This is a genomic window from Lentzea indica (assembly GCF_012184385.1).
GTDB classification, from domain to species: domain Bacteria; phylum Actinomycetota; class Actinomycetes; order Mycobacteriales; family Pseudonocardiaceae; genus Lentzea; species Lentzea indica.
The window spans coordinates 27,197-53,854 of sequence record NZ_VSRL01000039.1; the positions used below are offsets into that span (position 1 = coordinate 27,197).

The following is a 26,658-nucleotide window of genomic DNA, read 5'->3' on the forward strand; positions in this document are numbered from 1 at the left end:
AGCGAGCAGGGCAGCACGTCCAACCGTAGCGCTGTGACCAGGTCATCCGGGTGTTCCTGCGGCAGTTGTGCCGGTAGGTTGGGAAGTACCTCGGGGGAGGGGGAGCCGATGACTGGGGACTTCGGCCGGACGCTGCGCGCACGGCGGCAGGCGGCTGGACTCACACAACGAGAACTGGCGCAGCGCGCGGGCATGAGCGTGCGCGCGGTGCGCAACCTGGAGAACGGACGCACGGCCGCGCCGCGCGGAGCGACGTCACGTCAGCTCGACGCGGCGTTGGAGACGGCCTGCGGGCCGGAGCTGTGGATCGGTGTGCTGGGACCACTCCAACTGCGGGTCGGCGGCCGGTCGGTTGAGGTGCGTGGGACGAAGACCGCGACACTGCTCGGGTTGCTCGCGCTGCAACCGAACTCTGCGGTGCCACGCGAGGAGATCGTGGACGTGCTGTGGGACGGCAGACCGCCCGCGTCGCAGGCGCAGCTGGTGGGAGTCCACACCGGACGGTTGCGGCGGCTGGTCGGTCCTCTGCTGCAGGCGGTGAGAGGCGGCGGTTATCGGCTCGCCGTGGACGCCGCGCAGTTGGACCTGTTGCGTTTCAACGACATCGCCGACCGTTTCGGTTATGCCGAGGCGCTGGACTGCTGGCGAGGGCCTGTGCTCGGCGGCAGGCTGCGCCAGCACCCGGCAGCGGTGGCGCTCGCCGATCGTCGGGTCGCGCTGGCGCTCAGCTACGCGGACATCGGCCCACCGGCCGACGTGATCGCCATGCTGCGGCCGTTGCTCGCCGACGAGCCGATGCACGAGGGACTGCACGCCCGCATGGTGCTCGCGCTGGCTGCGTCCGGGCAGCAGGTCTCGGCGTTGCAGCACTTCGAACGGGTGCGGTCGATGCTGGTCCGTGAGCTCGGTGTCGAACCGGGGGAGGAGCTGCGCGCGGCGCAGCTGAAGGTGTTGCGGGGCCAGACGGTGGTGGGAGAACGGAACTGCCTGCCTCGCGACCTGCCCGACTTCACCGGCCGCGACGACGAGCTTCGTGCCTTGCTGGACGACCCGTGCCCGGTGACCGTCATTGACGGGATGGCGGGGATCGGCAAGACCGCGCTGGCCGTTCACCTCGCACACGCGCTCGCCGGGCGCTATCCCGGCGGCACGCTGTTCCTCGATCTCGGTGCCGGACACGACCCGCTGTCCGCGTGTGACGCGCTGGAAAGCCTGCTGCGCCAGCTCGGCGTGGAGGGCGAGCGCATCCCCGTGCGGACCGATGACTGCGCGGCTCTGTGGCGCGCGCTCACGGCCGACCGGCGCGTGCTCGTGGTGCTCGACAACGTCTCCGGCGCGGCGCAGGTACGGCCCCTGCTGCCGAGCGGCGGTCGTGCCATCCTCACCAGCCGCACGCGGTTGAGCAGCCTGGAAGGGGTGCGCCAACTGTCGCTCGACGTGCTGCCCGACCCGGACGCGGCGACGTTGTTCGCGCGGATGCTCGGCCGTCCGGTTGCCGCTGCGGAAGTCTTGCGGCTGTGTGGTTTCCTTCCGCTGGCGGTGCGGATCGCCGCGGCCAAGCTACGCGCGCATCCGTCGTGGACGGTCGCGTATCTCGCGGACAGGCTGCGGGACGAGCACCTGCGGTTGGGCGAGCTGCGTGTCGGAGACCGCGCGGTGGACGCCGCTTTCTCCCTTTCGTACCAACAACTTACTGAGCCGCAGCGACGCCTCTTCCGGCTGCTGGGGGACTGCCCGGCGCTGGAGTTCGACGTGGATGCGGCGGGTGCGCTCGTCGAGAATGCCGAACAGCTGCTGCACGACCTGCTCGACGCCCACCTGCTGCTGGAACCGACGCCCGGACGGTTCCGCTTCCACGACCTGTTGCGCCAGCACGCCCGCTCGATGGCGGTCTGCGACGAACCCGACCGCGCATCGGCTCAGCTCCGGCTGATCGACCACTACCTGCACCGGGCGGCCGGAGCCGCCGACGCGCTCGAACCGACCAGGCGTCGCTGGGACACCGGCGGGACCTCGCCATTCGCCGGTCCGGCCGAGGCGATGGCCTGGCTGGTGGTCGAACACGAGAACCTGGTCGCGGTCGTCGCGGCCGCGTCGTCGCGTGGCCTGTGGACGCCCTGCTGGCAGCTGGCACAGTGCCTGTGGCGGTTCTTCTTCTTGCGCGGGCACCTGCGGGACTGGGTCCTCACCCACCGGCTCGCTCTGGCGGCGGCGCGGCGTTGCGGTGATCTCCGTGCGGAGGCCGAGACGCGCAAGAACCTCGGGCTCGCCCACTGGCGCCGCGCCTCGTTCGCCGAGGCACTCGACCACCACTACCAGGCGTTGCTGCTCGACGAACGCGAAGCCGACGTGTGGGGACGGGCCAAGACGCACAACCACCTCGGCTTCATCCACGCACGCATGGGTCACCACGACCAGGCCGTCCACCACCAGCAGTCGGCCGTGGCGTTGTATCAGGACGCAGGTGACGACTGCGGTCAGGCCCGTGCCCAGATCGGTCTCGGCGACGCCCATTTCCAGGCAGGCTCGATCGATGCCAGTCGTGTCTGGTTCGCTCGCGCGCTTGATCTCACCCGGTTGGCCGGTGACCGCTGGGGCGAAGGGCTCGCGTTGATCGGTCTCGGCTTTGCCCGCCGGGAACACGGGCGTCCGCTCCTGGAACGCGCTCTCGTGTTGACCCGCGCGTTGGGTGACCGCTGGAGCGAATGTCTCGCGTTGACCGGGCTCGGCATCCACGATCACCTTGCCGGTGCTACGGATCGTGCGGTTTCCCAGTTGCGTGGGGCGGTTTCGCTCGCGCGTTCTACCGGGGATCGGTGGGGGCTTCGGCTCGCGCTGTCCGCGGTGGGGCGGGTGCTGTCTGATCGCTCTGAAGCCGTTGCGGCGCATGAGGAAGCGCTCGAGCTCACCCGTTCGCTTCGGAATCGTCATCTCGAAGCGGAGGTGCTTGCCGATCTCGCTGCCGTGGCCGGCATGTGTTCGGCGTAGTTCCGGATGCGTGAGTCTTACGTTCCTGCAACCCTGGTTCACGGTCCCGCACCCCGGGTTTTACGTTCTGCGTCGGGTTGGCGTGTGCTCGCTTCCGTCGGGGTTGCGTCACGCGGATCCGTTCCTCCGCCGCGTTGAGACTGGGCCTTGACTTGGAACCGCATGGGCCCTGTGTTCGATTTTGGGCCGGCGTTGTTGGCCGGCTTCGCCGGCAGATTGCACGAGGTTGGAGGTGCTGGTGCGGTCTGTGGCAGTGTGGCTGACCTGTTCCACCCACGTAGCCCTGTGCGTGCCGGGAAATACGTCCGTGCAGGTCAGCAGGCATCGATGGATAGCGGTCATCATCCGGCATGATCGCGGCCGTGCTGGTCCGGTTCACCTACCTCGCTGTATCCCACGCCTTCGCCGCGCTGTGGCTCTTGCGCATGACTGATCGTGAGAAGGACGTCGAGATTCTCGCTCTACGCCATCAACTCGCGGTCCTGCGCCGGCAACTCGGCGATCAGCGTCCACGGTTGAGGTCTGAGGACAGGGCGTTGCTCGCAGCCTTACTGCTGCCCTCGCCCGCGCGACGTTGCGTCGGCTACGGCTGCTGGTCAGCCCGGATACGGTGTTGAGGTGGCACCGCGACTTGATGAAGCGCAGCCACTTGAACAAGGTCATCGGGTGAACTCCGAAGTCCTTGGCGATCTGCTCGACGGTCACGCCGGGCTCGCGGTCACGGGCGACCCGCACGACATCGTCGCGGAACTCCTGAGGGTAGGGCTTGGGCACAGCGACATCCTCCCAGCTCACCATCACGGCAAGCCAACTCAGATGTCACCTACTCGTGCAGCAGACCCCATCGCCTGGGCGAGGGCGGTTGTCGCATCTGGCGACATGGGCATGGTTGCCAACCCGTCAGTTACGCGAGCTCGATCCGGGCTCCCGACCACGAGGTCACCGTGCACCTCTCCAACTTGAATGACGGTGTGCACTGTGGGAGTCCAGACCGTGTTCGAGTTGCACAGGTGGCGCAGGGCTGGCGGCTGCAGCCGATCATCAGGTGTCTCCGAGTCCATGAGGGCTGTCTAGCAAGGCTGTGCCGCTTGAAAAGTCATCGCTGCACGTGCGGTGGCGTATCTGTACTCGTTGATCAGGCCGCCGAGGATCGGTCGACGGCGTACCGGACTCCGGCTGGGTTGCGGGATCGCATGGTCCGGTCGTGGTGGCATGAGTTGTCGCGCTCGGTGTGTTCGGCGGTGGTTGTAATGGGACACGTAGCGGTCCAGCACTGCATTCAGGTGTTGCTCGTTGATGATGAGTAGTCGGTCGGTGATCTCGTGTCTGATGGTGCCGACGAATCGTTCGGCCGAATCGTTCGGCGTAGCAGTTTGCTCGCGGGCAGCGTGGCGGGATCTTTATGACTTCGACGCCGGCGTCGGCGAGGGACCGCGTCGAACGAGGTGGTGAACTGCCGGCTCGTGGACGCCGAACGCGAGTACCGGCTCGCCGAGGAGCTCGGCGAGCCGGCCGCGGGCTACCGCCTCGGTGCGTTCATGCTCGACCACGGCGATGAGGACGAAGCCGCCGACGTGCTCGAGCGGGCCGCCTCGTGCGGTGATCTCGATGCCTACTCGACACCGAGTTCGAGGTCGTCGTCGATCCGTGAGCGCACAGTGATCAGCTGTTGACGACGACCACCTCGTACTGGTCGGCTGTGGGCGGGAAGCCGGTGTCGAACTTGGCGTTGACGACCGCCAGCCGGCCGCCGAACTTCGCCGCGGTGGTGACCGACTGGAAGGTCGGGCTGGTGATGACCTTTTCCAGGGTGCCCGCCGTGGCGTGGTGGTCGAGTCGGAAGCGGCTGACCTGGTTGTTGTGCACGACCCACATCGTGCGGCCGTCACGGACGATTCCATCGGCGCCGGGAACGCTGACACCCTGGATCGTCTCGCTCGCGCCGGTGCGTGGATCGACCTTGTTGAGTTCACCGCGGGTGCTGTGCGCCACGATCAGCGACCGCGAGTCGGGCGAGGTGGTGATGCCGTTGTTGTTGAACTGGCCGCTGGTATCCCCGGCCGGACCGGTCAACGCCAGTGTGCGGACCTGGCCGAGCCTGCCGGAATGGCTGATAGGCACGAAGTAGAGCTGTGCCTGCATCGAGTCGGTGAACCAGACGCCGTCGGAGGTCAGCGTGACATCGTTGATCATGCCGGCGTTGGTCTCGGCGAACTGGTACACCGCAACGGTTTTGCCGGTTCGCAGGTCGTAGACGTAGGCCTGGCCGGTGAATCCGCCTGCCACGAAGAGCAGGTCGTGCCGGACGTCGGCGGTCATGCCGACAGCTATCCGGCCGGTCGGCGCGTCGATGAACAAACTGGCGGTGCCGCGCCTGACGTCACCGCGGTAGATGTCGCCGGCGAAGAGGTCTCCGGCGTAGAAAGTGGTTCCCCTGCCTTCGGTGATGCCCTCTGCCGACTTCGCGCCGGGAAGCACGATGAGCTTCTCGGGCAGTGTCGCCACGGCTGGTGTGGCCATCCCCAGGATCAACATCAGTGCCAGAGCTAACGAACGCATCAGACGGACTCCTGTTCGTCGAAGATCCCGGCAACCATCCAACCGCACTCACGGGTTGATGGCGAGGACCTAAAATGTCGCAATGAGTCCAAAGTGGACGGCACCCGCACCGAATGTCCGGCCCGAAGAGCGCGGGTGGCGTGAGTGGGGCACGGAGGAGTTCGGCGATCTTCGGAACCTGCCGTGCGACACGTGCGCTGTGTGCGGCGAACGCCTCAGCCGAGGTGAACTCCATCAGGATGAGCACGGGACCGTCATCGTCGTTGCGCGTCGGGTGCACCGAGTAGCGGGGCGTCGCGGCGGTGGGACTTCACGGCTCGGCCAGCGGTGCCGGCTTCCCCAGGTGGAATCCCTGTGCTTGGTCGCACCCGAGCGCCCGCAGGATCTCCAGCTGTTCCACCTGTTCCACTCCCTCGGCGATCACCGTCAGATCGACGGCGTGGGCCATGGCGATGATGCTCGTGACGATCGCTTCCGCCTCGTCCGAACGGCCCAGCCCCGCCGTGAAGGAGCGATCGATCTTGAGTGTGTCCAGCGGCAGGGTGAGCAGCTGGGCGAGGGAGGAGTAGCCGGTGCCGAAGTCGTCGATCGCGAGCCGTACGCCCAGATCGCGCAATGCCGTCAGGGTGCGGGCGGCCTGCGCCGGGTCGCGTGTCAGGGCGCTTTCGGTGATCTCCAGGCACAGCGAGCTGGGGTTCAGCCCTGCCGTGTGGGTGGCGTGCCGGATCGTGGACACGAGCCACGGGTCGTCGAGCTGGCGAGCGGACAGGTTCACGGCCAGCGGGAGTTCCGGCGCTCCCATAGCGATCTCGCGGGTCGCGGTGTGCAGCATGTGGGCGCCGATGATGTTGATCAGGTCGCTTTCCTCGGCGAGCGGGATGAACTCGCAGGGGGAGATGAGGCCGTAGCGCGGGTGTGTCCAGCGCAGCAGTCCCTCGACGGCCGTGCGCCTGTCCGTGCGGAGATCGACGATTGGCTGGTAGGCGAGCCACAGTTCGTCAGCTTGCGGTGCCATGCGCAGGTCCTGCTCCAGCTGAAGGCGGCGCTGGATGCTTTCGCGCAGTTCCACGTCGAAGAACGCGATGCGGCCCCGGCCCCTGGTTTTCGCCTGGTACATCGCGAGGTCGGCGTCGCGGAGCAGGTCGGAGCCGTCGCGGGGGTCGCCGGGTTCTGCGATCACGATGCCCACGCTCGCGTCGACGTGCAATTGCCGTCCTTCCACCGAGATCGGCAGGTTGAGCTCGGCGCGGACGTGGTTCGCGAGGGCGGTCACCTCGTCTGGGCCGGTCACACCGTACGCGATGATGGTGAACTCATCGCCGCCGAGCCTGCCCACGACGTCGCCGCGGCGAGCGCTTCGGCTCAGCCGTGTGCCGACGACCCGCAGCACCTCGTCTCCGGCGCTGTGGCCGAGGGAGTCGTTGATGACCTTGAACTTGTCGAGGTCGATGAACAGCGCCGCGGTCAGCCCTGACCGGTGTGCTCGTGCGGCGGGACTGAGTCGGTCGATGGTCACCGCGCGGTTGCACAGGCCGGTCAACGCGTCGTGCGTCGCATCGTGCTCCAGCCGGCTGTCGGTCATGCGGCGTTCGGTGATGTCGGTGAACGACACGACCGTGGCCGATGGCAGACGTCCGTCCTGGGCGAGTGCGCGGGCGCTCAGCGACAGCCAGACGTGGGTGCCGTCCGGGCGTCGCGCGCGGAGGATCCGCCCGTGCTGCGCTGTGCCGGTCGTGCGAGTGATGGCCGACGGGAAGAGCTCGGGCGGGATCGGCTGGCCGGTCTCGTCGTGCAGCTCGGTCAGCGACGCCGCTTTGCCGATCACCTCCGGGGCGCGGATGCCGAGGATTCGCTCGGCCGCGGGGTTCACGGACTCGATGAGGCCAGTGATGCCGACGACGAGCACACCCTCCCCGATGGCGGCGACCACTGCGGTGAAGTGGTGCTCGGCGCGTCTGCGGGCGGTCTCGTCCGCGCAGATCAGCACGTATCCGACGTCCATCCTGGCGACCGACACCCGCACGGCCAGCGGGTCGCCGTCGGATCTGCGGTGCACCGCGTGGATCACACCTCCGGCCTCCAGCACCGCCGCCGGGTCCAGCGGCGCACCGATCACCTGGCCGATGGGCTGCCCGATCGCGTCGGCCGCGCGCAGGCCGTAGACGTCCTCCGCGCTGGGGTTCCAGCTCGTCACGACGCCGTCGGACGTGGTCGCGATGAGCGCGTCGCTGACGTGCTCGGCAAGCGCGGCCTGGTAGCGCAATGCCGCTGCGGCCGCCTTCTGCTCGGTGACGTCCCGCATGATCACCTGGAACGCCGGGCGGCCTTCCCAGGTCGTGCGCACCGAGACCGACTCGATGTCGGTGGTGCCGCCGTCGAACCGGATCAGCACGGCGTCCGCCGGATCGCTCGTCGCGCCTGGCTCGGTCAGCTTCGCGATCCGCCGCAGCATTTCCGGCTGTGAGTCTGGGTGGACGAAGTCGGTGATCGGCCGCCCGAGGACCTCGGCGTCGGACCGCGCCCGCACGAACTGGATCGCCGCGGGGTTCGCGTAGACGAGCCGGCCCGCCTCGTGCACCACGATCGCGTCGGGGGAGAGGTCCACCAGCAGCCGGTAGCGGTCGGCGAGATCCGCCAGTTCCCGCTGCTGGGCGTGCCGCCGGGTCACGTCGGCGGCGACGCCGACCAGGGCCCGTGCGGACCCGTGGGTCGAGACGCGGGCGCGGAACTGGAGCCAGCGCGGGCCGGCCTTGGACTCGAGGGGCTGCTCCAGCTCGAAGTCTTGCCACGCCGGCGCCGTCTTCGCGGCCACGGTGAGCGGTGCGACCAGCTCGGCCAGTCTTGCGCGCACGGTCTGGGTGTCTGTGCCGGGTACGCCGATCACTACGTCGAGGCCCGGCATCCACCCGAACTCCTCCGTGCCGAGGTCCAGCCACCACACCACGGCGGTGCCGACCGAGAGCGCGAGCTCGACCAGCAGCTCGTGGTCGAACCCGGCATCACCGATCAGGCCGCTCACGTCTTGGCTCCCAGATCCGACGTCTTCCCGGATGCGCGGTGGCGTGACCATCGTGAAGTCCTACTACACACTTGACCAGAGCCGCATCGGTCTGGCGTAAACGCGCTGTGCCGTTATATCCGGTCGTCTGCTCCGCTGGACGATCAGGGTTCGCTCGTAATGTCCATTGTGGACGAATGAGTTCCCCTCTGCGAGACCGATGTCGCGGTTACCCTGGGAGTAGAGGTGTCGGCCCTCGGTGTGGGGGAGCTGGATATGGTCGCGCGAGGTGTGGGTATCTGCGGAATCGGCGTGGTCAGCGCGTACGGGTGGAGCCGCAGGTCGCTCTGGGAAGGACTGATGAGCGGGAAGCCCGCCGCCGTCGTCGTCCCCGAGTTGGGCCGGTTTCCCGGCGACAAGGTCTGGGCGGCGCGTGTCGGCGGCGATGGCGGACTGGACCGACGAGGAACGCGCGGCGTTCGCGCAACTGCTCACGCGTTTCGTCGCGGTGTTCGGCGCGCGATAATCCCGTGATGACACTGGACGAGTTGATCGCCTACTGCGCAGGGAAGCCGGGCGCGGAGGAGACGTATCCGTGGGGCGACGCCGAGCTGGTGTGCAAGGTGGGCGGCAAGGCGTTCGCGTTCATCGGGCTGGACGCGCACACCGTCGGGCTCAAGTGCGGGGCCGACGCCGAGGCCGCCGCACCGTGGCGAGAGCGCTTTCCCGGTGACATCACGGTCAGCGGGTACGTCGGGCGCTACGGCTGGAACACCATCGCGCTCAAGGGATCGGTGCCCGACGACGACCTGCTGGAGCTGGTCGACGGCTCCTACGAGGCCGTCGTCGCGCGGTTGCCGAAGCGGAAGCGGCCCGTTTAGCGTTCTTCCGGCTGCAGGATGCCGAAGATGTTGCCTTCGGTGTCCTTGTAGTAGGCGAGCAGGCCGACGCCGGGCATCTTGTCCTTGGGCAGCGCCACCGTGCCACCGTTGACGTCGATGGCCGCGATGGTCGCGTCGATGTCGATCACGCTGATCGTCATGACGTAGCCGTGGACGGGCGCGTCGGGCTCGGGGTCGGGACCGCGGCGCGGCAGCAGGCCGCCGTTCACACCGGGCTGGTCGTCGTCCCCGGTCGTGATGATCCAGTAGGGGATGTCGCCCCACTGTTCGATCTTCCAGCCGAAGACGGACGAGTAGAAGCGCCGCGCGCGATCGGGATCTGCGGCGTGGATCTCGAAGTGCACAGGACGTGACATGAGACGGCACGCTACTCCGGACAGTGGTTGTCCGCATTCCGTTCTACGGTGCCCATATGGCTACCGAATTCCAGATCTCGATGGACGCACACGACCCGTCGAAGCTGGCCGACTTCTGGGCGCAGGCACTCGGTTACGTGGTGCAGCCGCCGCCTCCCGGCTTCGATTCGTGGGAGGCGTTCGCCGAGGCGAACAACATCCCGCAGGACAGGTGGAACGACTATTCGGCGATCATCGACCCGGAGGGCAAGCGCCCGCGGTTCTTCTTCCAGCGCGTGCCGGAGGGCAAGACGGCCAAGAACCGCGTCCACCTCGACGTGAACGCGGGTCTTGAGGCCGTTGATCGGCTCGTTGCCCTTGGTGCGAAGAGGATCCAGGAGTTCGACCAGGGCCCGATGGGCCACTGGGTCACCATGCTCGACCCCGAGGGCAACGAGTTCTGCGTCCAGGGGTAGAGCGCTAGCTCGTGATGTCCTTGGTCTTGAACCGGCGTGCCGCGAGCAACGTGAAGATGCCGCCGTAGACGAGCGCGGAGAAGGTTCCGCGCGTCATCTCCGACCAGTCCACATCGGTCGAGAGCAGGTCGGCCCACGCCATCGCGTAGTGCGTCGGCAGGTAGTTGCGCAGGTCCCCGAGCGGCTGAATCTGGTCGAGGATCTGCGACAGGATCGACACGAGCACCGTGCCGCCGACCGCACCGAGCGGTGCGTCGGTGGACACGGACAGGAACAGCGCCAGCCCCGCGACCCAGAACAGGTTGATCGCGATGTAGCAGACCGCGAGCGCGACGCCGAGCACGCCGTCCGCGAACGGCGCCGCCTCGCCGGTCGGGCTCACGACCTCGCCCGCGCCGTACCAGATGATGCCGACTGCCAGCGCCACCGCCGGGAGCAGGGCGAGGGCGAAGAAGCTGAGGATGCCGCTGCTCATCGCCTTCTGCCGGAGCAGGCGGTGACGCGGGATCGGCGCCGCCAGCAGGTACTTGAGGCTCGACCAGGACGCCTCGGACGCGATCGTGTCGCCGAAGAACAGTGCCACGATCATCGGCAGCAGGAAGCTGCCGCTCACGAACAGCGTCAGCACCACGAAGTTGATGCCGCTGGCGGTCGCGAGGTCCACGAAGCCGCCGGAGCGGCGGTTCGGGTCGGACTGACCGATCTCGAAGCTCAGCGCGAGGATGAACGGCAGCAGCACCAGGAAGCCCAGCACGAGCTGGGTCCGGCGGCGCCGGATCTGCCGTTGGAGCTCTACGCGGATCCTCAGGGTCCGGCGGGCCTTGTAGCCCGTCGAGGAACCGTCAGGTGCCACTTCGGTGTGCTGGTGGGCGGCCGCGTCGGTGAGCTCGGTGATCGCGCCGGGGTCGGTGTGGACGTCGTGCTCGTTCACCGGTCCCCCTCCTGCCGGGTCGGTGCCTTCGTGCGGTTCGGGTTCGCGGTGAGGGCGGATTTTGCCGTGCGGAAAGGTTTCGCTGTGTGGATGGGTTTCGCCGTGCGCGAAACGCTGTCGTGAACGGTCCGTTCGCGATGCGCTCGGTCGGGAATTGTCAGTGCCGGCTGGGAGAATGAATCTTGGGGTCCCCCTTGCGCGGCGGGCGGCGTGTGCGCCGGAACGGAGGGGACGCCTGCGGGAGCCTGCGTGGTGCTCATTCGGCACGCTCCTCGTCCTGCGTCTCCGCGATCTCGCCCGCCACGTCGAGACCGGCCTCGGCCAGCACCTCGAGCGCGCCGGAGTCCGGGGCGCCCGCCGTGGCGGACGCCGCTGCCATCAGGAAGTCATTCACCGACCAGCTCCAAGAACGCGTCTTCCAGCCTGCGTCGCGGACCCGCCTGGTCCACCGCCACACCGGCGGCGATCAACGCCGACAGCGCGGCGGCGCGCGGGACGCCGTTCATCGACGCGTGCACGGCACCCTCGTCCTCGTGCACGTCGTGCACGCCTTCGAGGCCCCGCAGGACGTCGGCCGCCTTCGACGGGGAGTCGACGCGGAACGTCGCCTCGCCGCCGCCTGCCGCGATGTCGGCCACCTCGCCCGCGGCGACGAGCTTGCCCTTGTGCATCACGACCACGTGCGAGCAGGTCTGCTCCACCTCGGCCAGCAGGTGCGACGACACCAGCACCGTGCGGCCCGCTGAGGCGTAGCGGCGCAGGACCTCGCGCATCTGGTGGATCTGGGGCGGGTCGAGTCCGTTGGTCGGCTCGTCCAGGATCAGCAGGTCCGGAAGACCGAGCATCGCCTGGGCGATCGCGAGTCGCTGGCGCATGCCCTGGCTGTACGTGCGCACGCGTCGGTGCACCGCGTCGCCGAGGCCCGCGATCTCCAGCGCCTCCTCGATGTGCGCCTCCTCCAGCGGACGGCCCGTCGCGGCCCAGTAGAGCCGCAGGTTCGCCGCGCCGGAGAGGTGCGGCAGGAAGCCGGAACCTTCGACGAACGAACCGATGCGCGACAGCACGGGCGCGCCCGGCGTCACCTTGTGGCCGAAGACCCGGATGTGGCCTTCGGTGGGATGGATCAGGCCCATCACCATGCGCAGGGTCGTGGTCTTGCCGGCTCCGTTGGGGCCGAGCAGGCCGAGAACCTGCCCGTGCTCGACGCGGAACGACAGGTCGCGAACCGCCGTCAGGCCACCGGGGTACGACTTGGTCAGGTTCGAGATGACCAGCGGCACCTCGGACAGCGAAGAGTCCGAGTCGTGCGCGAGACGGCGGCGGAACATCGCGATGACGCCGGCCGCGATCAGCACCAGCAGTGCGATCACGATGCCCCACAAGGCACTCATCGGGAAGCCCGTCGTCACGTTGCGGCCGGCCACCACCGGCACCGAGAGCTCGTCGGAGGCCAGCGAGATGCGGTACGCGGCGGGCTGTTCGGCGTTCGCGAACGCCTGGTCCGTCGTCGACACGACCAGAGCCAGCTTGTGCTCGCTCTCGATGGGGCGCACGGTCGGAGGCAGCGTCACGGTCACCTCGGCGGCGGAGCCGTCCGGAGGCAGGGCAACGCGGAACGGGGCGACGGCCGAGCCGGGCAGCACGCGCGTGCCGTCGGCGGAGACGTCGTAGAGCTTCGCGAACAGGATCGCTTCGCCGGACGTCTGGTCACCGCGGGCGACGCGCAACCGGGCCGTCGACGAACCTGTCAGCAGCAGTTGCGAGTCCAAAGCGTCCGAGGTGAACACCGCGGCTTGGCCGGGCAGGTCGATCGACAGCCGTGACGCGATCGACGACGACCGCGACAGCGCGGAGCCGAGGCCGGGCAGGTTGCTGATCGCCGCGGGGTTGCCGCCCGCCGGGTTCACCGCGACCTGTTCGCGGCCGGTCAGCTTCACCGTCTTGCGCTCGGCGGAGGAGCCCGCGGAGAGACCGGGGTAGGAAGGCGCGACGACGGTGCGCAGCGAAGGTGTGCCGGACGAGCGGAACGCGCCCTGCACCGTGTACTCGAAGCCAGTGCCGGGGTCGGTTCCCTTGCCCCGCAGGTGGAAGTCCATCCAGTCGGCGATCTCGCCGCGCAGGGAGGTGCCGGGGCTGCCGCCGTCGTGGCCGCCCGCGTACCAGACCGTCTTCACCTTGCCGCCGGCCGCGGAGATCTGGCGCGCGGTCGCGTCGGACTGGTCGAGGCCGAACAGCGTGTCCTGCTCGCCCTGCACCAGCATCGTCGGCTGGGTGATCTTGTCGGTCACGGCGACCGGGGACGACTTGCGCAGCAGTTCCAGCGTCTGCTGCGAGGCGCGGCCCGTCGTGGCGACCTCCGTGTAGGCGGTGCACACCTCGGGACGGAAGCGGCCGCACGCGCCCAGCGACGGCGTGGGCGGCTGCTGGCCGGCGGCGCCGGAGCTCCCGCCTGGCTGTTGCTGAACGGCGGGCTGGTTCGCCTCGGTCTGGCCCATCTCGGGCGCCTCGCCCGTGGGGGACGAGAGGTCGATCGACGTCATGCCCGCCGAGAAGAAGATGCCCGCCCACGAACGCTTGAAGACACCGTCCTCGCCGAACGCGGTGGCGGCAGGCGTGGCGTCCGGGCGCGGAGTCGCCAGTGCCGAGTTCGGCAGCAGCGCCTGCGCGAGGTCGTTGTAGGTGATGACGGGGACGAGCGTGTCCACGCGCTTGTCGACGCCGGCGAGCAGCAGTGACAACGCACCGCCGTAGGACGCGCCCGTCACGCCGACGCGCGGGTCGCCGCCGGTGTCCTTCTGCACCTCGTCACGAGTGCCGAGGAAGTCGAGGAGCTTCTGCGCGTCGCGGACCTCGCGGTCGATCGAGTTCAGCGCGATCTGGCCGGTGCTGCGGCCGAAGCCGCGCGCGGACCACGTCAGGACGACGAAACCGCGCCGGGCGAACTCCTCGGCCTGGGTGTGCACGCTGCGGAGGCTGCCGCCGAAACCGTGCGCGAGCATGATCGCGGGCGCGGGCGTCTGCTGGGGGAGGTAGAGACGCGTCTCGATGTTCACCGTCTGCGGGCTGTCGGGGCCCTCAGGTGCGTCGATGATCGCTTCTCTGAACGTCACGGGCACGGGGTCGTCGCCGGATCGGGTGAAGTACACGCCACCTGCGATGAGGGCGAGCACGACGACCGCTGCGGGGATTGACCACCTGCCGCGAATGCGGGAGAGGCGGGGCACGGTGTTGACGATATGCGAGTTTTGCTGAGAACGACCTGTCGGGATCCGGCCCCGGTCTCAGCAAGAGTGGATCTTCAGCCGAGCTTCAGGTGGCGGCAGGTTCCGATCCGAACGACACGCTGTGTATTCCCGTTGCACCTGCTTGCGTGGGTCTGCTCACCCTGTGTGGCGCTAACTGCTCTTCGTAGAGCACAATATTGACGCAGCATGGAGGGGAGTACTCCCTAAGCGGCGGTGTCGTCAATACGGAGCTCGGCGTGGAGCTCCCGGTGCCGTCGGTCGTACGAGAGATCATCTCGGCGGCGGAGGAGACCTCCGGGTTTATTTGGCGTGCGCTAAGAATCCCGGAGGTTGGGTTGTGAACGTCCCCGCATGGATGTGGATCGCGACGATCGTAGGTCTGCTCGTTCTGCTCGCTGTCGACCTCGTCATCGTTGATCGAAAGCCCCATGAGGTGACGATCGGTGAAGCAGCCCGCTGGGTCATCTTCTACGTGGCGATGGCGGCCCTCTTCGGCCTCGGCATCTGGTACTTCTCCGGTGGGCAGTACGCCACGGAGTTCTTCGCCGGGTACATCACCGAGTACTCGCTGAGCGTCGACAACCTGTTCATCTTCTTGATCATCATGACGACGTTCAAGGTGCCCGCGATCCACCAGCACAAGGTGCTGTTGATCGGCATCCTCCTCGCGCTCATCATGCGCGGCATCTTCATCGCGGCGGGCGCGGCGCTCATCAGCCAGTTCAGCTGGGTGTTCTTCATCTTCGGCGCGTTCCTGATCTACACGGGCTGGCAGCTCGCCCGTGAGAACCACGACGAGGATGAGGAGTACAAGGAGAACCTGATGCTGCGCATGGTGCGCAAGGTTTTCCCGGTGACCAACGATTTCCACGGCTCCAAGTCGTTCATCAGGATCGACGGCAAGCGCTTCGTGACCCCGATGTTCATCGTGATGGTCGCGATCGGCTCCACCGACCTGCTCTTCGCGCTCGACTCGATCCCCGCGATCTTCGGCCTCACCAAGGAGCCGTTCCTGGTGTTCACGGCCAACGCGTTCGCGCTGATGGGCTTGCGCCAGCTGTACTTCCTGCTCGGTGGCCTGCTCGCGAAGCTGGTCTACCTCTCGATCGGCCTGTCGGTGATCCTCGGCTTCATCGGCGTGAAGCTGATCCTCGAGGCGCTGCACACCAACACCCTGTGGTTCCTCAACGGCGGCGAGCCGTTCCACGTGCCGACGATCGGCATCGAGGTCTCGCTGTCGGTGATCGTCGGCGTGCTGGCGATCACGACGATCGCCAGCCTCCTCAAGGTGAAGCGCGACCCGGAGTCCGCGAAGCACGTTGGTGCCAACCACTAACTGATGGCGACGCCGTTCTGGTAGACGGCGCGGACGGCCTGCTTCAGCGTTCCGGCCTTCACGTGCTGCTCGGCGTCACCCTCCACGAGAACGAGATCGGCGAGCTTGCCCGGTGCGAGCTCGCCGAGCTCGTTTCCGAGGCGCATCAGCTCTGCGGCCGACGTGGTGGTCGCGTAGATCGCCTCGGCGGGCGACATGCCGTACTCGACCATGAGCGTGAGCTCGTTGAGGTTGTCACCGTGCGGACCGACGCCGGAGTCGGTGCCCATCGCGATCTTCACACCGGCCTGGTGAGCCTTCTGGAACGCCTGGAAGTGCTGCGAGACAACGGCTTTCGCCTTGTCCAGGATGACGTCCGAGATCGCCACGCCGGCCGCGGCCTGGTCGAGCACCATGCGCGGTGCCATCAGCGTGGGCACGAGCCACGTGCCGTTCTTGATCATCTCTTCGACGCCCTCGTCGGTGAGGAACACGCCGTGCTCGATGGACCTGACGCCGTTGCGCACCGCGGTGAGGATGCCGTCGCCGCTCATCGCGTGCGACATGACAGCGATGCCCGCGGCGTTCGCCTCCTGCACGATCATCGCGATCTCCTCGTCGCGGAAGTGCGCGTGGCGAGGGTTGCTGCGCGGTGACATCACGCCGCCGCTCGAAGCGATCTTGATGATGTCGGCGCCGTGGCGCACCAGCGTGCGGATGACCTTGCGCAGCTCCTCCGGACCGTCGGCGACGGTGTTCGGCAGGCCGGGGTGCAGCGGCGGCGAGATGTGTGCGCCGCACTGCATCCAGTCGTCGTTGTGGCCGCCGGTCTGCGACACCATGTTGACCGCGATCTGCATGCGGGGCCCCTGGATCAGGCTGCGCCGGACCGCTTCCGCGACACCGAGGTCGGCGCCGAGCGCGTCGCGGACCGTCGTGATGCCGCACTGCAGGGTCGCTCGCATGTTCCCGATCGCCTCGTAGAACGGCAGCGAGAACGGCGTGTTCAGCGACCGCACCAGGTCGGCGCCGCTGAACATGAAGTGCACGTGGCAGTCGAACAGTCCTGGCAGGATCGTGTGGCCGGTCGCGTCGACCACGGTGTCGCCGTCGAGTCCGATGCCCACGTCGACGATGCGGTCGTTCTCGACCACCACGTCGCCTGGCTCCGTCGTCGAGCCGGTGAAGACCCTGCCCCCAGAGAACACGATGCGCGTCATACGCGGAAATCTATGCGGCGAGTCAATTTCTGTGATCCGTCAACAAACAGTTATGAGCTTTGCTAACAAGCTCTGTTAGCGTCCTGCACGTGCGCCCCGAAGACCTGTCGCTGCTCACCACACCCGGCACCGTCGCCGTGTCGGGGAACCTGGTGCTGGTCAGCATCTCCACGCCCGATCTCGACTCGAACACCTATCGGGGCGGTCTGCACCGGGTGTTCCCCGATGGCACGACAACACCGTGGACACACGGTGATCGTGACAATGCGCAGCGCATTTCTCCCGACGGTCGTCTGGTCGCGTTCCTGCGCGTCACTGGAAAGTCGAAGCCGCAGCTCTACGTCGTTCCGGTGGACGGCGGCGAGCCGCGCAAGCTGACGGACCTCCCGCTCGGCGCCGGTGCGCCGGTGTGGTCACCGGACTCGTCCCGGATCGCTTTCGTGGCCCGCGTGCCAGAGGCCGGCCGCTACGGCACGACCGATGACGGTCCCGAGGCAGAGGCGCCGCGCCGCATCACGCGCCTGGACTACCGCGTCGACGACGTCGGCTTCCTCTCCGACCGCCGCCCGCGGCTGCACGTGGTCGACCTGGACGGTTCGGTTTCCGAGCTGACCGACGGCTCGCACGACGTCTCCGACCCCGCCTGGATCGACGACTCGACGCTCGTGTTCGTGGCGCCGCGCGACCTCGGCGCGGTCGAGACCCTGCACGCCGACCTGTACTCCGTGCCTGCCATCGGTGGCGCGGTTTCGCTGCTGGTGCGCGGTGCCGGCGAGTCCTCGATGCCGTTCGTCGTCGGGTCTTCGCTGTACTGGCTGGGCACCGACTTCACCGGGATCGACGCCGTGGCGCGCAACCACGGCCTGTGGCGTGCACCGCTGGACGGTACCTCCTCACCGGTTCGGTTGACCGACGTGGAAACCGTTGACGTGGAAAGGCTTTCCGGCCAGCCCGTGGCCGATGCCGACGGCGTGCTGCTCGTAGTGCGCAACCGCGGTGCGTTGGAACTGCGGCGGATTCCGTTCGACGGCGGCCCTGGCGAGGTGCTCGCCGGTGCTGAGGCGGCGGTTCGCTCGTTCGCGACGGACGGCTCCACCGTGGTCGCCGTCGTGTCCACTCCGGACAGTCCCGGCCAGGTCGAGTTCGTCGGAACCGGTGTGCGCACAGCGTTTTCGTCGGTTCCGGCACGCCAGGTCGTGGAGCTTGCTGGTTCAGCCTCCGACGGCTACCCGGTGCACGGCTGGCTCGTGCTGCCCGAGGGTGAGGGCCCGCACCCCGTCGTCCTGGCGGTGCACGGCGGCCCGTTCATGTACCACAGCTGGGGTTTCTTCGACGAGGCCCAGGTCTATGCCACCGCCGGTTACGCCGTCGTGCTGCCGAACCCGCGCGGTTCGGCGGGCTACGGCCAGTCCCACGGCCAGGCGGTGATCGGCAAGTTCGGCACGGTCGACGTCGACGACGTGCTGTCCCTTTTGGACGTAGCCCTCGCCCGTGACGACACCGATGCCGAGCGCGTCGGCGTGATGGGCGGCTCCTACGGCGGCTTCATGACGTCGTGGCTGTCCGCGCACCACGGCGAGCGTTTCAAGGCCGCGTGGAGCGAGCGCGCCGTCAACGCCTGGGACTCCTTCTCCGGTTCGTCGGACATCGGCTATTTCTTCACCGACGCCTACTGCGGCACCGATCCCGAGGCCCAGCGCGTGATGTCACCGCTGACGTACGTCGAGAAGATCAATCTGCCGTTCGCGGTCGTGCACTCCGAGCACGACTGGCGTTGCCCGCTCGAACAGGCCCAGCGCATGTTCGTGGCGCTGCGCCGGCGCGGGGTCGAGGCGGAGATGCTGATCTTCCCCGGCGAGGGGCACGAGCTGACCCGGTCCGGGCAGCCGCGGCACCGCAAGCAGCGTTTCGACGCGGTGCTGGAGTGGTGGGGCCGCTACCTCAAGGCCTGACCCGCCCGTGATCGAGCCGGCTCGCTCCGGTGCGTTCCGCGATCACCCGAGCAGCGTGTAGTTCAGCTCCTCGCACACGCGCGCCAACGGTAGATCCAGACCCGGATGGTCGAGCGGCAGCAACACGTCCGGAGCGGCCGGCAGCCCCGATGCGGCAGGCGGGTCCCACAGGCAGATGGCCGGGTCACCGGAATCCATGGACGACCGGTACCAGAGCCCGTCCAGCTCCGGATACGCCGCCCGGATCGCACGCGACCATGCTTGCGTCACCAGCTTGGGGCCCGTGGAGATTTCCTGCGAGGCGCCGACGCGGGTGGGCCACAGGCCGCCCAGATCCAGGAGCCGCAACGTGCGCCGAGGCCGCAACACCACGAGAAACGGGCTGCGCGTGCGGCGGTCGACGATCGAGGTGGCCTGGAAGACCTCGGCGATGGACGTGCGCACGGACAGTCCGAAGTACAGGACGCCGTTCTCGTGGTCCTGGACCGGGCTGCCGTCGTCGGCCGGCTGTTGCGCGTCGAAGCGGGCGTGGGGGAGCGGGCCCGTGTAGCGGAACGTGTTCCAGCGCTGGGGGTGGGAGCCCTTGGCCGTGAAGACTCGCACCAGGCGGGTCGCCCGGTGCACCGCCACCACGTCCTCGGTGCGGCGCAGTTGTGCTTGCAGCACGGCAGGGGCAGGCGGCTGTGGAAGCCGTGACATTCGGGTCCTGTCGGGTGTTCGGGAACGCTCAGGCGGGGGTGCCGAGCACGGAGGCCAGGTCGGCGACGCGGCGCGGGTCTCCTCCTGCGAGGAGCCAGTCGCGCGGCGTCGCGGGCTTGCCGTCGACGAGCAGGTCCTCCTGGAGGGTGGTCATGAACGCGGCGACGACCAGCGCTGGTTGGTCTGACGGGATCTCCGCCAGCACGGTTTCCAGGCCCGGCAGCACTCCGCTGCCCGCGAACTGCCACGCGGGCAGCCGCCAGCTGCCCCTGTCCTTCCAGCCCACGAGCCTGCCGACGCCGAGCCGGTGCCGGATGCGGCTCGTGTCGACCTGCAGCTGGCGCGCGGCTTCGGCGACGGTCAGCGCCGAGTCGCGCAGCACGGCGTGTGCCACGACGGTGCGGGTGCGGGGGCGCGCGTCACCAGGGCCGGCCGGGGACAGGTCTAGACCCACCTCGGCGAGCGCTGACTGCTGGTCAGGAGTGAAGTAGGTGGCCGGTTCCGGGTGTGGCGGAGCGAGCCTGCGCGCCGCGTCGGTCACGAGGGCGAGGAACTCGTCGGGGCTCACTTGCAGGCCGGCCTTGGCCAGCACCGTCTCCAGTGCGGGACTCATGCGCACAGACTATCTCGTGCGTGCGCATTTGTGCGCCCTACGAACGGCTTAAGCAGAAACGTTCGACATTGCGCTCTCACATGGCGACGCTACGTGAGATTTCCCGGTCCGGACCGGTGACGTGGGCCTCATCTGGCACATCGATACCATTCCCCGATGCACCTGGACCGCACCGCCAAGCGGGTCGTGGTGGCGTGGGCCGCCGTCATGGTCGCCACGCTCGCCTACGTCATGATCCGCCCACCGGGGTGGTCGCTCGACCTGCGCGTTTACCGCAACGGCGGCGACGCGCTGCTCCAGGGCCTTCCGCTCTACGTCGAGGGCTTCGCCAAGCCGCTCGGCGGCCCTGACCTGCCCTTCACCTACCCGCCGATCGCCGCGGCGCTGTTCAGCCTGCTGGCGCTCGTGCCGCTCGGTGTCGCGATCTTCGCGGTGGCGGCGGCGAACCTGGCGATGCTCACGGCGCTGTGCCTGATCGCGGCGCAGCGCGTGCTCGGCTGGGGTCCCGAGGCCGTGAAGTGGGGCCTGGGCGCGGCGGCGGTGTCGTCGATCTTCGACCCGCTGCGCGAGACGCTGTGGTTCGGCCAGATCAACCTGCTGCTGGCTGTGCTGGTGATGGCCGACTGCCTGCTCGAACGCACCCGCTGGTGGCCGCGGGGCGCGCTGATCGGGCTGGCCGCCGCGATCAAGCTGACGCCGGCGTTCTTCGCGTTGTACTTCGTGGCGCGACGGCAGTGGAAGCCCGTGTTCGTGTCGATTGGCTCGTTCTTCTTCTTCGGCCTGCTGGGGTTCCTCATCGCGTTCGGTGACGCGAAGGAGTACTGGACGCACGCCCTGCTCGACCCGAGCCGGGTCGGCCGCCTGACCTACGCGTCGAACCAGGCGATGCGCGGCACGCTGGCGCGCTTCGGGCTGGACAACGGCGCTCAGGTCGCGGTGTGGATAGTGCTGTCGCTGCTGGTCGTGGCGACGGTGTGGTGGCTGGCCTCGCGTCTCGGGGACGTCGAGGCGTTCTTCGTGGTGGCGCTGGGAGGGTTGCTGATCTCGCCCGTGTCGTGGGGACACCACTGGATCTGGATCGCGCCCGCGCTCGTGCTCCTGTCGCGGCCCGCGTTGCGTCGCCACTGGGCGTCGTGGGCGATCGTGGCGGTGTTCGCGATCGGCCCGCACTGGCTGTTCCCGCGCGACAACGACGTCGAGCAGCACTGGGCGTGGTGGCAGCAGGTGATCGGCAACCTCTACGTGTTCGTCGGGGTCGCCGTGCTGGTCACACTCGCTGTGCAGGTCGTGCGAGACCGCCGGCGAGCTGCTTCAACCGCAGGCTGAACAGCACCATCACCACGCCCCACAGGATCGCGAACACGCCGATGGTGATCACGAACGCCAGCGCGCCCGCGGCCGGGTTCACGGCCAGGATGATGCCGAGCAGCACCGTCAGCACGCCGGTGACGACGTAGAACCACTCGTTGGTCATCACCTTGCGCAGGCGGATCGCGTCGACGATCTGCAGCACGCCGGTGACCAGCGCCCACGCCGCGATGAGAAGCAGCAGCGCGGTCGCCGTGATGCCCGGCCAGAACAACGCGACCAAGCCCGTCACCAGGCCCAGCACGCCGATGAGGCCGAGTGCCCAGCGAGCGGGCCACTCCTTGTGGGTGAGGGTCAGGTACAGCATCATCGCGCCGTCGACGAACGCGTACGCGCCCCACAAGATGATCAGGGCGAGCAGGGTGAGTTCTGGCCAGATCAGGGCGGCCAGACCGAACAGGACAGCGAACACTCCGCGCATCGTGAAGAGCCACCACCGTTGCATGGTCAGGATCGTCTCGGCTGTCGCGGGGGTCGGCAACCTGAGACCCTCGATCGGTGCTGATCCGAGTGGCTGACTGGGAGCGCATCCGTTCCGGCGAGGTCACGCTGCAGTTCCGGCGGTGGAAACGGCCGACGGTGCGTGCCGGCGGGACGTTGCGGACGTCGCTGGGCGTCCTGGCGATCGACGCGGTGGACGTCGTGTCGCGGGTGACGCGTGCGGAGGCCGCCGCGGCCGGGTTCCCCACCGTGGCCGCGCTCATGTCCTCTGTGGATGGACGAGAAGGCTCGCTTTACCGGATTCGCCTGCGTTTCGTCGGCGAAGATCCGCGGATCGAGCTGCGTTCATCGTCCGATGTGGACGGACTGGAGCTGTCGGACGCGGCCGTGGCGTTGCTGCGGCTGATCGCCGCGAACCCCGGCGTGCGTGCCGCGGACCTGGCGGCTTCGGTGGGCAGGGAGAAGCTGCCGTTCAAGGCGGACGTCCGCAAGCTCAAGGCGAAGGGCCTCACCGAGTCGCTCGAGGTGGGCTACCGCCTCTCCCCGAGGGGAGAGGCGTACCTGCGAACCCTCAGCTCTGGCCCGTGATGATCGACACCGCGCGCTCCTGGACCTGCTCGCTGACCTCGCCGACCTGGAAGCCGCGCGCCGCCACGTGCGCCACCAGCTCAGGCTCCGGCGGCAGGCCGTACTTGCGCAGGTAGTGCGGTACGGCGCCGGCCCAGATCCAGGTGCCGTCGGTGCGGAAGTTGAGCGGCACGTCCTGCTCGCCGTTCTGCGAGAACTCGTCGAGGTCGTAGCTGCGCGCGGCCAGCACGACCGGGGCCGACTCCAGGTACGTGAGCAGGCCGTCGACCAGCTGCGGGTCGATCGGCTGCCGGTTGACGATGATGCGCCCGTCGTCGTTCTTGCCGTCGTACACGCGCGCCGTCCGCAGCTCGCCACCGAACTGGGGCTGGTCGGGCTGCTGGGCCGGAACCTGGTACTCCTGCTGCGGTTCCGGCTCTGGCTCTGGTGCCGGAAGCGGCGGCAGGCCGACGCGCTGGCGCCACCAGTCCGGGATCATCCGGTCCGGACGCGGGAACGTCTGCAGCTCGTCGCGGAAACCGATGGGCGGCGGCTGGTTGCGCCAGCGCGGCTCGTCCTCGGCGTTGAAGTCGACCGTGAACGCCGCCGGCGCCTCGATCTCGTACAGCGCGCTCAGCCAAGTGCCGCGGTCCGCGTGGTACATGCCCGCGCGCAACTGCCCGAACATCTGCACCACGTCCATCGGCGGCCGCACCGGCCGCAGCTGGCCGTCGGGCCCTGCGAACGCCAGGTCGACCTCGATGTGCCGTCCCGCCGCGCGGTACTCGGCCCGGATGCGCTGCCAGCCTTGAGGTACGGCCGGCAGCATGGCACGGCCGATCTGCCGCACCAGCTGCTGCTGGTCCTGCTCGCTCAGCGGTGTCGCCGGCTGGCTCATGTGGTCCTCGCCCCTTCTCCCCGTGAAAGCCCGCTGATCTTATCGGGCTGCCGCTGCGCGCGCGGGCCGGTCGGTGACTCCGGCCCGTTCACACTGCTCTGAGTGGGTGTGAGGCGCCGCGGTTCCTGTTGACGTTCCATCAGTTGGGTCGTTGCGACTCAGGCGAGCTGACGGCCCTGGTCGTCGAACTCGGTTTCGAGTGCGAGCTGCCGTTCGGGTGCCGCCGGCGGTTCACTCCATTGAGGAGGCCGAACTTCATCGTGCCTAGGAGATGAGGTTGCCCTCGTGGCCGATCTCCACCACTTCACCGGTGTAAGGCATCCCCTCGTACCGGAGCTTCCGCGCGTCAGCGGTCCGACCAGGTGCCGTTCACCAGGTTCTCCGGCAGGTAGCCGGACTCGACCTCGACGGGGAAGCCGTTGTCCCTGCCGCGGATCGCCATCGCGAGCGTGGCGAGCGCGATGAAGCCGTCCGGATTGTCGGCGAAGTCGGCCTGGCGCCAGTAGTCGCGGTGGGCCGTGGTCGCCTGCATGAGCGCGTCGTTGAACTGCTCCGCCGTGCCGCGCAGGACGCGGAACAGGATGTTCGCCGGCGGGTAGGCGACGAGCAGCATGAAGTCGCGCGAGGCGAACTTCGCCTGTTCCGGATCGGTCAGGTCGATCACGGACTCGAGCAGCGCGGGCGGCACCTGGTCGCCACCGAGGTAGCGCTGCAACGTCTCGACCCACGGCTGGACGTAGTCCTCGACCTGGGCACCGCTGCCGCGCAGGGTGTACTTGCCGACCTTGACCAGTTCGGCCACGCGCTTCTCGCTGCGCGTGATCACGGCGAGGAACGCGGCGGTGAGCCAGTCGACCGGGGTGGCGTGGTGGTTGGGGCCGAGCACTGGCAGTTCGTACACCCGGTCGCCCAGTTGGCAGGGGACGGCATCTTCCGATTTGGACGTCCTGGCGAAGACCGCGTTCGCCGTCTGGGACGCGAACACGGCCGCCTGCCACGTCTCTTCCTCGCCCGCGGACGGGTCGAGTGCCGTGAGGTACTCGAAGCGCATGAGGGCACGCCTGCGCGCAGCGCTCAGGGCGTCCGGGTCCGACTCGGCGTCCTCCAGCGCCGACTCGATCAAGCGCTGGAGCGTGTCCACCTGATTGCGGGCGAAATCCAGGTTGATCTCGTGCCGGGGAATCTCGTGCGTCGCGTTGCCGATCACTCGGCGGCGGCTGCTTCGGCGAGCTTCGCGCGCAGCCAGTCCGGCGTGTTCTCCTCCGAGCGCGGGAAGTGCTCGAAGTCGAGGGCGTACGCGTCGGGCAGCAGTGGCGGCTTGAAGGCCGGCTCGCCGTCGTAGTCGTACTCGACGGAGTAGCTGCCGGGCGGGTTGATCACGATGCGGGCCGTGAACCAGCTGCCCTTGCCCTCCTCGTACATCTCCGTGCGCAGGTCGCCGAGCGGATCCATGGCGCTCATCGGGGGAGCGAGCTTGACGTCGCTGCCGTCCTCGGCCGTGACCTCGAGCCGCGCGCTGTCGATACCGACGGTGGAGTAGAACTCGAACCGGATCTGCTGCCATCCGGCCGGAGCTTCCTTCACCAGCGCGGCACAGGCCTGCTGGACCACTTCCTCCTGCTCGGGAGGGCTGATCGGACCGGGCTCGGTCATGGTGAAACGGTTCCTTCCGGTTGCTTACACCTTCCGGGGCGGGACGTTCTTGTAGACCAGAGGTGGCTCCGGCACACCGTCGACCCAGTACTGCACCCGAATTTTCGTCGGTGTCTTCTTACCATCGGGGTACGTCATGTCGATCTGCACGTCGAGCTTCGGCTTCGGCGTCTGGTTGAGCAGGTCACCCCAATGTTCTTCCAGCGCGCGGAAGTTGTTGGCCAGCGTAGTGCCGGCCTGGCGCTGGTTGAGGTCCTCCAGCATCGGGACCATGTTGACGTACTCGCCAGGACCGTCGAACTCGGTGCCCGCGAGGTGGCCGCCGTTCCAGCCGACGTCCTCGTAGAGCGTGACCTCGTGAGGTAGCGGATCGCGGCCGTGCTGGTTGCGGAACTCCTCGATGGTCTTCTTGTTGTGCTCGCGGTACTCGTCGCGGCCCTCGTGGCCGACCGGACCCTGATCCGGGCTGCGACGGGCGTCGTCCGAACCGGTGTGCACCAGTTCGCCTTCCATGCGGTGGGTGCGGCCGTCCGCGTCGGTGTGGAAGTGGTAGATGCTGCCGGCCTGGCCCTTGACGTGGTAGGTCGCGTTCGGGAACGGCTGCCTGCTGTCCGGTCGCCAGTCGGTCTTCTTGCCGGAGGTCGTGTGGACCTCCTTGATGCGCCCGTCGTCGCCCGTGATGAACGTGCCGCGGTCCCGGCCCGCCTTGTCCGTCACCTCGTACCTGGTGTTCGGCTGCAACACGCTCGGCGTGCCGTCGGCCTCGCGGCCGAACGGCTTGCTCTTGAGCGGCGCATCCGGGTGGTTCGCATCGATCGGGACCTTGGGGCGTGGGTCGTTGTCCGGCTCGCTACGCGACGTGTCGGTGTCGTCGGCCGCGCGGTCCTTGGCGTCGGTCGGGTCGAGGTCCTTGTCCTTGTCGTGCGTGCCGGGCGCGAAGCCGTCGTCGCTCGCCTTGGACTTGCTGCCGTCCGGGTGGTGGGTCTCCCACTCGCCGTTCGGCGGGATCTTCGGCTCGCGGGTGCCGTCGGGACGGATCTCGGCGTCGCTCGTGAAGACGCGGCCGTTGGCGTCCGTCCAGGCGGGCTTGGTGGGGGCCAGGACCGGGGCGTCGAGCTGCTTGGACAGCTGCTGGGCGAAGTCGTTGCTGCCCGCGTCGCACCCGATCAGTCGGACGGGCTTGCTGCCGTCGTAACCGCTGCGGCGCAGCATGTCCGCGTACTCGGCGGGCGTGTAGTCGTGGCCGCCGATGCGAGCCTTGCCGTCCGGGGTGATGTGGACGTCGGCGGTGAAGTAGCGAGGGTCGTTGGGGACCTTGTGGGGCAGGTCGCCCATGTCCTTGTCGCCGCCGTGGTGGGACACGCCGGCCGGAGTGGACTCCGCGTGACGGGCGTGCGCCTCTTCCGGGCTCGGGCGGTCCGCGGGCGGGCCGTCCTGGTCGTGGCTGTTCGGGCTGTCGGGGTCGTGTGGCTTGTCCGGGGTGTTGTCGTGCGGCTTG

24 protein-coding genes are annotated in these 26,658 nt (G+C 68.4%); 8 read left to right on the forward strand and 16 right to left on the reverse strand.

Annotation, left to right across the window (positions count from 1 at the left end; translation table 11 throughout):
• Positions 1-108 precede the first annotated feature (108 nt).
• Entirely contained in the window at positions 109-2,988 is a 2,880-nt protein-coding gene (locus FXN61_RS13880; RefSeq protein WP_167973913.1) for a BTAD domain-containing putative transcriptional regulator, read from the forward strand.
• A 375-nt stretch (positions 2,989-3,363) separates the two neighbouring features.
• On the opposite strand, the gene FXN61_RS52045 is transcribed toward FXN61_RS13880, so the two are convergent.
• Both FXN61_RS52045 and FXN61_RS13890 read right to left on the reverse strand, forming a co-directional pair.
• On the reverse strand, positions 3,364-3,786 hold the full coding sequence (locus FXN61_RS52045; protein WP_246291452.1) for a transposase: 423 nt from the start codon (positions 3,784-3,786) through the stop codon (positions 3,364-3,366).
• 272 nt (positions 3,787-4,058) lie between these two features.
• The gene (locus FXN61_RS13890; protein WP_167973965.1) at positions 4,059-4,319 is read right to left on the reverse strand and encodes a transposase; all 261 of its coding nucleotides are present in this window, start codon (positions 4,317-4,319) and stop codon (positions 4,059-4,061) included.
• 117 nt (positions 4,320-4,436) lie between these two features.
• Between FXN61_RS13890 and FXN61_RS13895 the strand changes: the two genes are divergently transcribed.
• Positions 4,437-4,661, forward strand: coding sequence for a hypothetical protein (locus FXN61_RS13895; RefSeq protein WP_167973915.1), 225 nt, complete (start codon positions 4,437-4,439; stop codon positions 4,659-4,661).
• On the opposite strand, the gene FXN61_RS13900 is transcribed toward FXN61_RS13895, so the two are convergent.
• The gene (locus FXN61_RS13900) at positions 4,651-5,547 is read right to left on the reverse strand and encodes an SMP-30/gluconolactonase/LRE family protein (RefSeq protein WP_167973917.1); all 897 of its coding nucleotides are present in this window, start codon (positions 5,545-5,547) and stop codon (positions 4,651-4,653) included. The genes FXN61_RS13895 and FXN61_RS13900 overlap by 11 nt on opposite strands.
• 310 nt (positions 5,548-5,857) lie before the next feature.
• The gene (locus tag FXN61_RS13905; protein ID WP_167973919.1) at positions 5,858-8,617 is read right to left on the reverse strand and encodes a sensor domain-containing protein; all 2,760 of its coding nucleotides are present in this window, start codon (positions 8,615-8,617) and stop codon (positions 5,858-5,860) included.
• 461 nt (positions 8,618-9,078) lie between these two features.
• Between FXN61_RS13905 and FXN61_RS13915 the strand changes: the two genes are divergently transcribed.
• Complete coding sequence (locus tag FXN61_RS13915; RefSeq protein ID WP_167973921.1) at positions 9,079-9,426, forward strand: MmcQ/YjbR family DNA-binding protein; 348 nt, start codon at positions 9,079-9,081, stop codon at positions 9,424-9,426.
• Here the strand turns inward: FXN61_RS13915 and FXN61_RS13920 are convergent.
• A complete protein-coding gene (locus tag FXN61_RS13920; RefSeq protein WP_167973923.1) occupies positions 9,423-9,803 on the reverse strand; it encodes a VOC family protein in 381 nt (126 codons plus the stop codon). The two genes, FXN61_RS13915 and FXN61_RS13920, sit on opposite strands and share 4 nt — an antisense overlap.
• A gap of 56 nt (positions 9,804-9,859) precedes the next feature.
• Here FXN61_RS13920 and FXN61_RS13925 point away from each other — a divergent pair, with 56 nt between their 5' ends.
• Positions 9,860-10,258 (forward strand): VOC family protein, encoded by a 399-nt coding sequence (locus FXN61_RS13925; protein WP_167973925.1) that lies wholly within the window; start codon positions 9,860-9,862, stop codon positions 10,256-10,258.
• Positions 10,259-10,262: 4 nt separating this feature from the next.
• Here the strand turns inward: FXN61_RS13925 and FXN61_RS13930 are convergent, their stop codons facing one another.
• From FXN61_RS13930 to FXN61_RS13940, 3 genes are all read right to left on the reverse strand, one after another.
• A complete protein-coding gene (locus tag FXN61_RS13930; RefSeq protein ID WP_167973927.1) occupies positions 10,263-11,189 on the reverse strand; it encodes an ABC transporter permease in 927 nt (308 codons plus the stop codon).
• A 256-nt stretch (positions 11,190-11,445) separates the two neighbouring features.
• Positions 11,446-11,583 carry a hypothetical protein gene (locus FXN61_RS13935; protein WP_167973929.1) on the reverse strand — a complete coding sequence of 46 codons (138 nt, stop codon included), beginning with the start codon at positions 11,581-11,583 and terminating at the stop codon, positions 11,446-11,448.
• On the reverse strand, positions 11,576-14,413 hold the full coding sequence (locus FXN61_RS13940; protein WP_167973931.1) for an alpha/beta fold hydrolase: 2,838 nt from the start codon (positions 14,411-14,413) through the stop codon (positions 11,576-11,578). Before FXN61_RS13940 ends, FXN61_RS13935 begins: the two co-directional genes overlap by 8 nt.
• Before the next feature lie 358 nt (positions 14,414-14,771).
• Here FXN61_RS13940 and FXN61_RS13945 point away from each other — a divergent pair, with 358 nt between their 5' ends.
• Complete coding sequence (locus tag FXN61_RS13945; protein WP_167973933.1) at positions 14,772-15,770, forward strand: TerC family protein; 999 nt, start codon at positions 14,772-14,774, stop codon at positions 15,768-15,770.
• On the opposite strand, the gene FXN61_RS13950 is transcribed toward FXN61_RS13945, so the two are convergent.
• Positions 15,767-16,969, reverse strand: coding sequence for a metal-dependent hydrolase family protein (locus tag FXN61_RS13950; protein ID WP_167973935.1), 1,203 nt, complete (start codon positions 16,967-16,969; stop codon positions 15,767-15,769). The genes FXN61_RS13945 and FXN61_RS13950 overlap by 4 nt on opposite strands.
• Before the next feature lie 89 nt (positions 16,970-17,058).
• Here FXN61_RS13950 and FXN61_RS13955 point away from each other — a divergent pair, with 89 nt between their 5' ends.
• A complete protein-coding gene (locus tag FXN61_RS13955) occupies positions 17,059-18,921 on the forward strand; it encodes a S9 family peptidase (RefSeq protein WP_167973937.1) in 1,863 nt (620 codons plus the stop codon).
• Positions 18,922-18,963: 42 nt separating this feature from the next.
• Here the strand turns inward: FXN61_RS13955 and FXN61_RS13960 are convergent, their stop codons facing one another.
• Both FXN61_RS13960 and FXN61_RS13965 read right to left on the reverse strand, forming a co-directional pair.
• On the reverse strand, positions 18,964-19,620 hold the full coding sequence (locus FXN61_RS13960; protein ID WP_167973939.1) for an RES family NAD+ phosphorylase: 657 nt from the start codon (positions 19,618-19,620) through the stop codon (positions 18,964-18,966).
• Between the two features lie 28 nt (positions 19,621-19,648).
• Positions 19,649-20,233 (reverse strand): DNA-binding protein, encoded by a 585-nt coding sequence (locus FXN61_RS13965; protein ID WP_167973941.1) that lies wholly within the window; start codon positions 20,231-20,233, stop codon positions 19,649-19,651.
• 156 nt (positions 20,234-20,389) lie between these two features.
• Between FXN61_RS13965 and FXN61_RS13970 the strand changes: the two genes are divergently transcribed.
• Complete coding sequence (locus tag FXN61_RS13970; RefSeq protein WP_167973943.1) at positions 20,390-21,559, forward strand: glycosyltransferase 87 family protein; 1,170 nt, start codon at positions 20,390-20,392, stop codon at positions 21,557-21,559.
• Here the strand turns inward: FXN61_RS13970 and FXN61_RS13975 are convergent.
• Positions 21,501-22,046 (reverse strand): HdeD family acid-resistance protein, encoded by a 546-nt coding sequence (locus FXN61_RS13975; protein WP_167973945.1) that lies wholly within the window; start codon positions 22,044-22,046, stop codon positions 21,501-21,503. The two genes, FXN61_RS13970 and FXN61_RS13975, sit on opposite strands and share 59 nt — an antisense overlap.
• Before the next feature lie 53 nt (positions 22,047-22,099).
• On the opposite strand from FXN61_RS13975, the gene FXN61_RS13980 reads away from it, so the two are divergent.
• The gene (locus FXN61_RS13980) at positions 22,100-22,630 is read left to right on the forward strand and encodes a hypothetical protein (protein WP_167973947.1); all 531 of its coding nucleotides are present in this window, start codon (positions 22,100-22,102) and stop codon (positions 22,628-22,630) included.
• Here the strand turns inward: FXN61_RS13980 and FXN61_RS13985 are convergent.
• The 4 genes from FXN61_RS13985 to FXN61_RS14000 all read right to left on the reverse strand — a co-directional run.
• Entirely contained in the window at positions 22,614-23,507 is an 894-nt protein-coding gene (locus FXN61_RS13985) for a hypothetical protein (protein WP_167973949.1), read from the reverse strand. The two genes, FXN61_RS13980 and FXN61_RS13985, sit on opposite strands and share 17 nt — an antisense overlap.
• Positions 23,508-23,853: 346 nt before the next feature.
• Positions 23,854-24,714, reverse strand: a complete 861-nt coding sequence (locus tag FXN61_RS13990) for an immunity 49 family protein (RefSeq protein ID WP_167973951.1) — start codon at positions 24,712-24,714, stop codon at positions 23,854-23,856.
• Positions 24,711-25,160 carry a hypothetical protein gene (locus FXN61_RS13995; RefSeq protein WP_167973953.1) on the reverse strand — a complete coding sequence of 150 codons (450 nt, stop codon included), beginning with the start codon at positions 25,158-25,160 and terminating at the stop codon, positions 24,711-24,713. Before FXN61_RS13995 ends, FXN61_RS13990 begins: the two co-directional genes overlap by 4 nt.
• A 24-nt stretch (positions 25,161-25,184) precedes the next feature.
• Positions 25,185-26,658 (reverse strand): DNA/RNA non-specific endonuclease (locus tag FXN61_RS14000; RefSeq protein ID WP_188135025.1); only part of this gene is annotated, 1,474 nt, incomplete at its 5' end.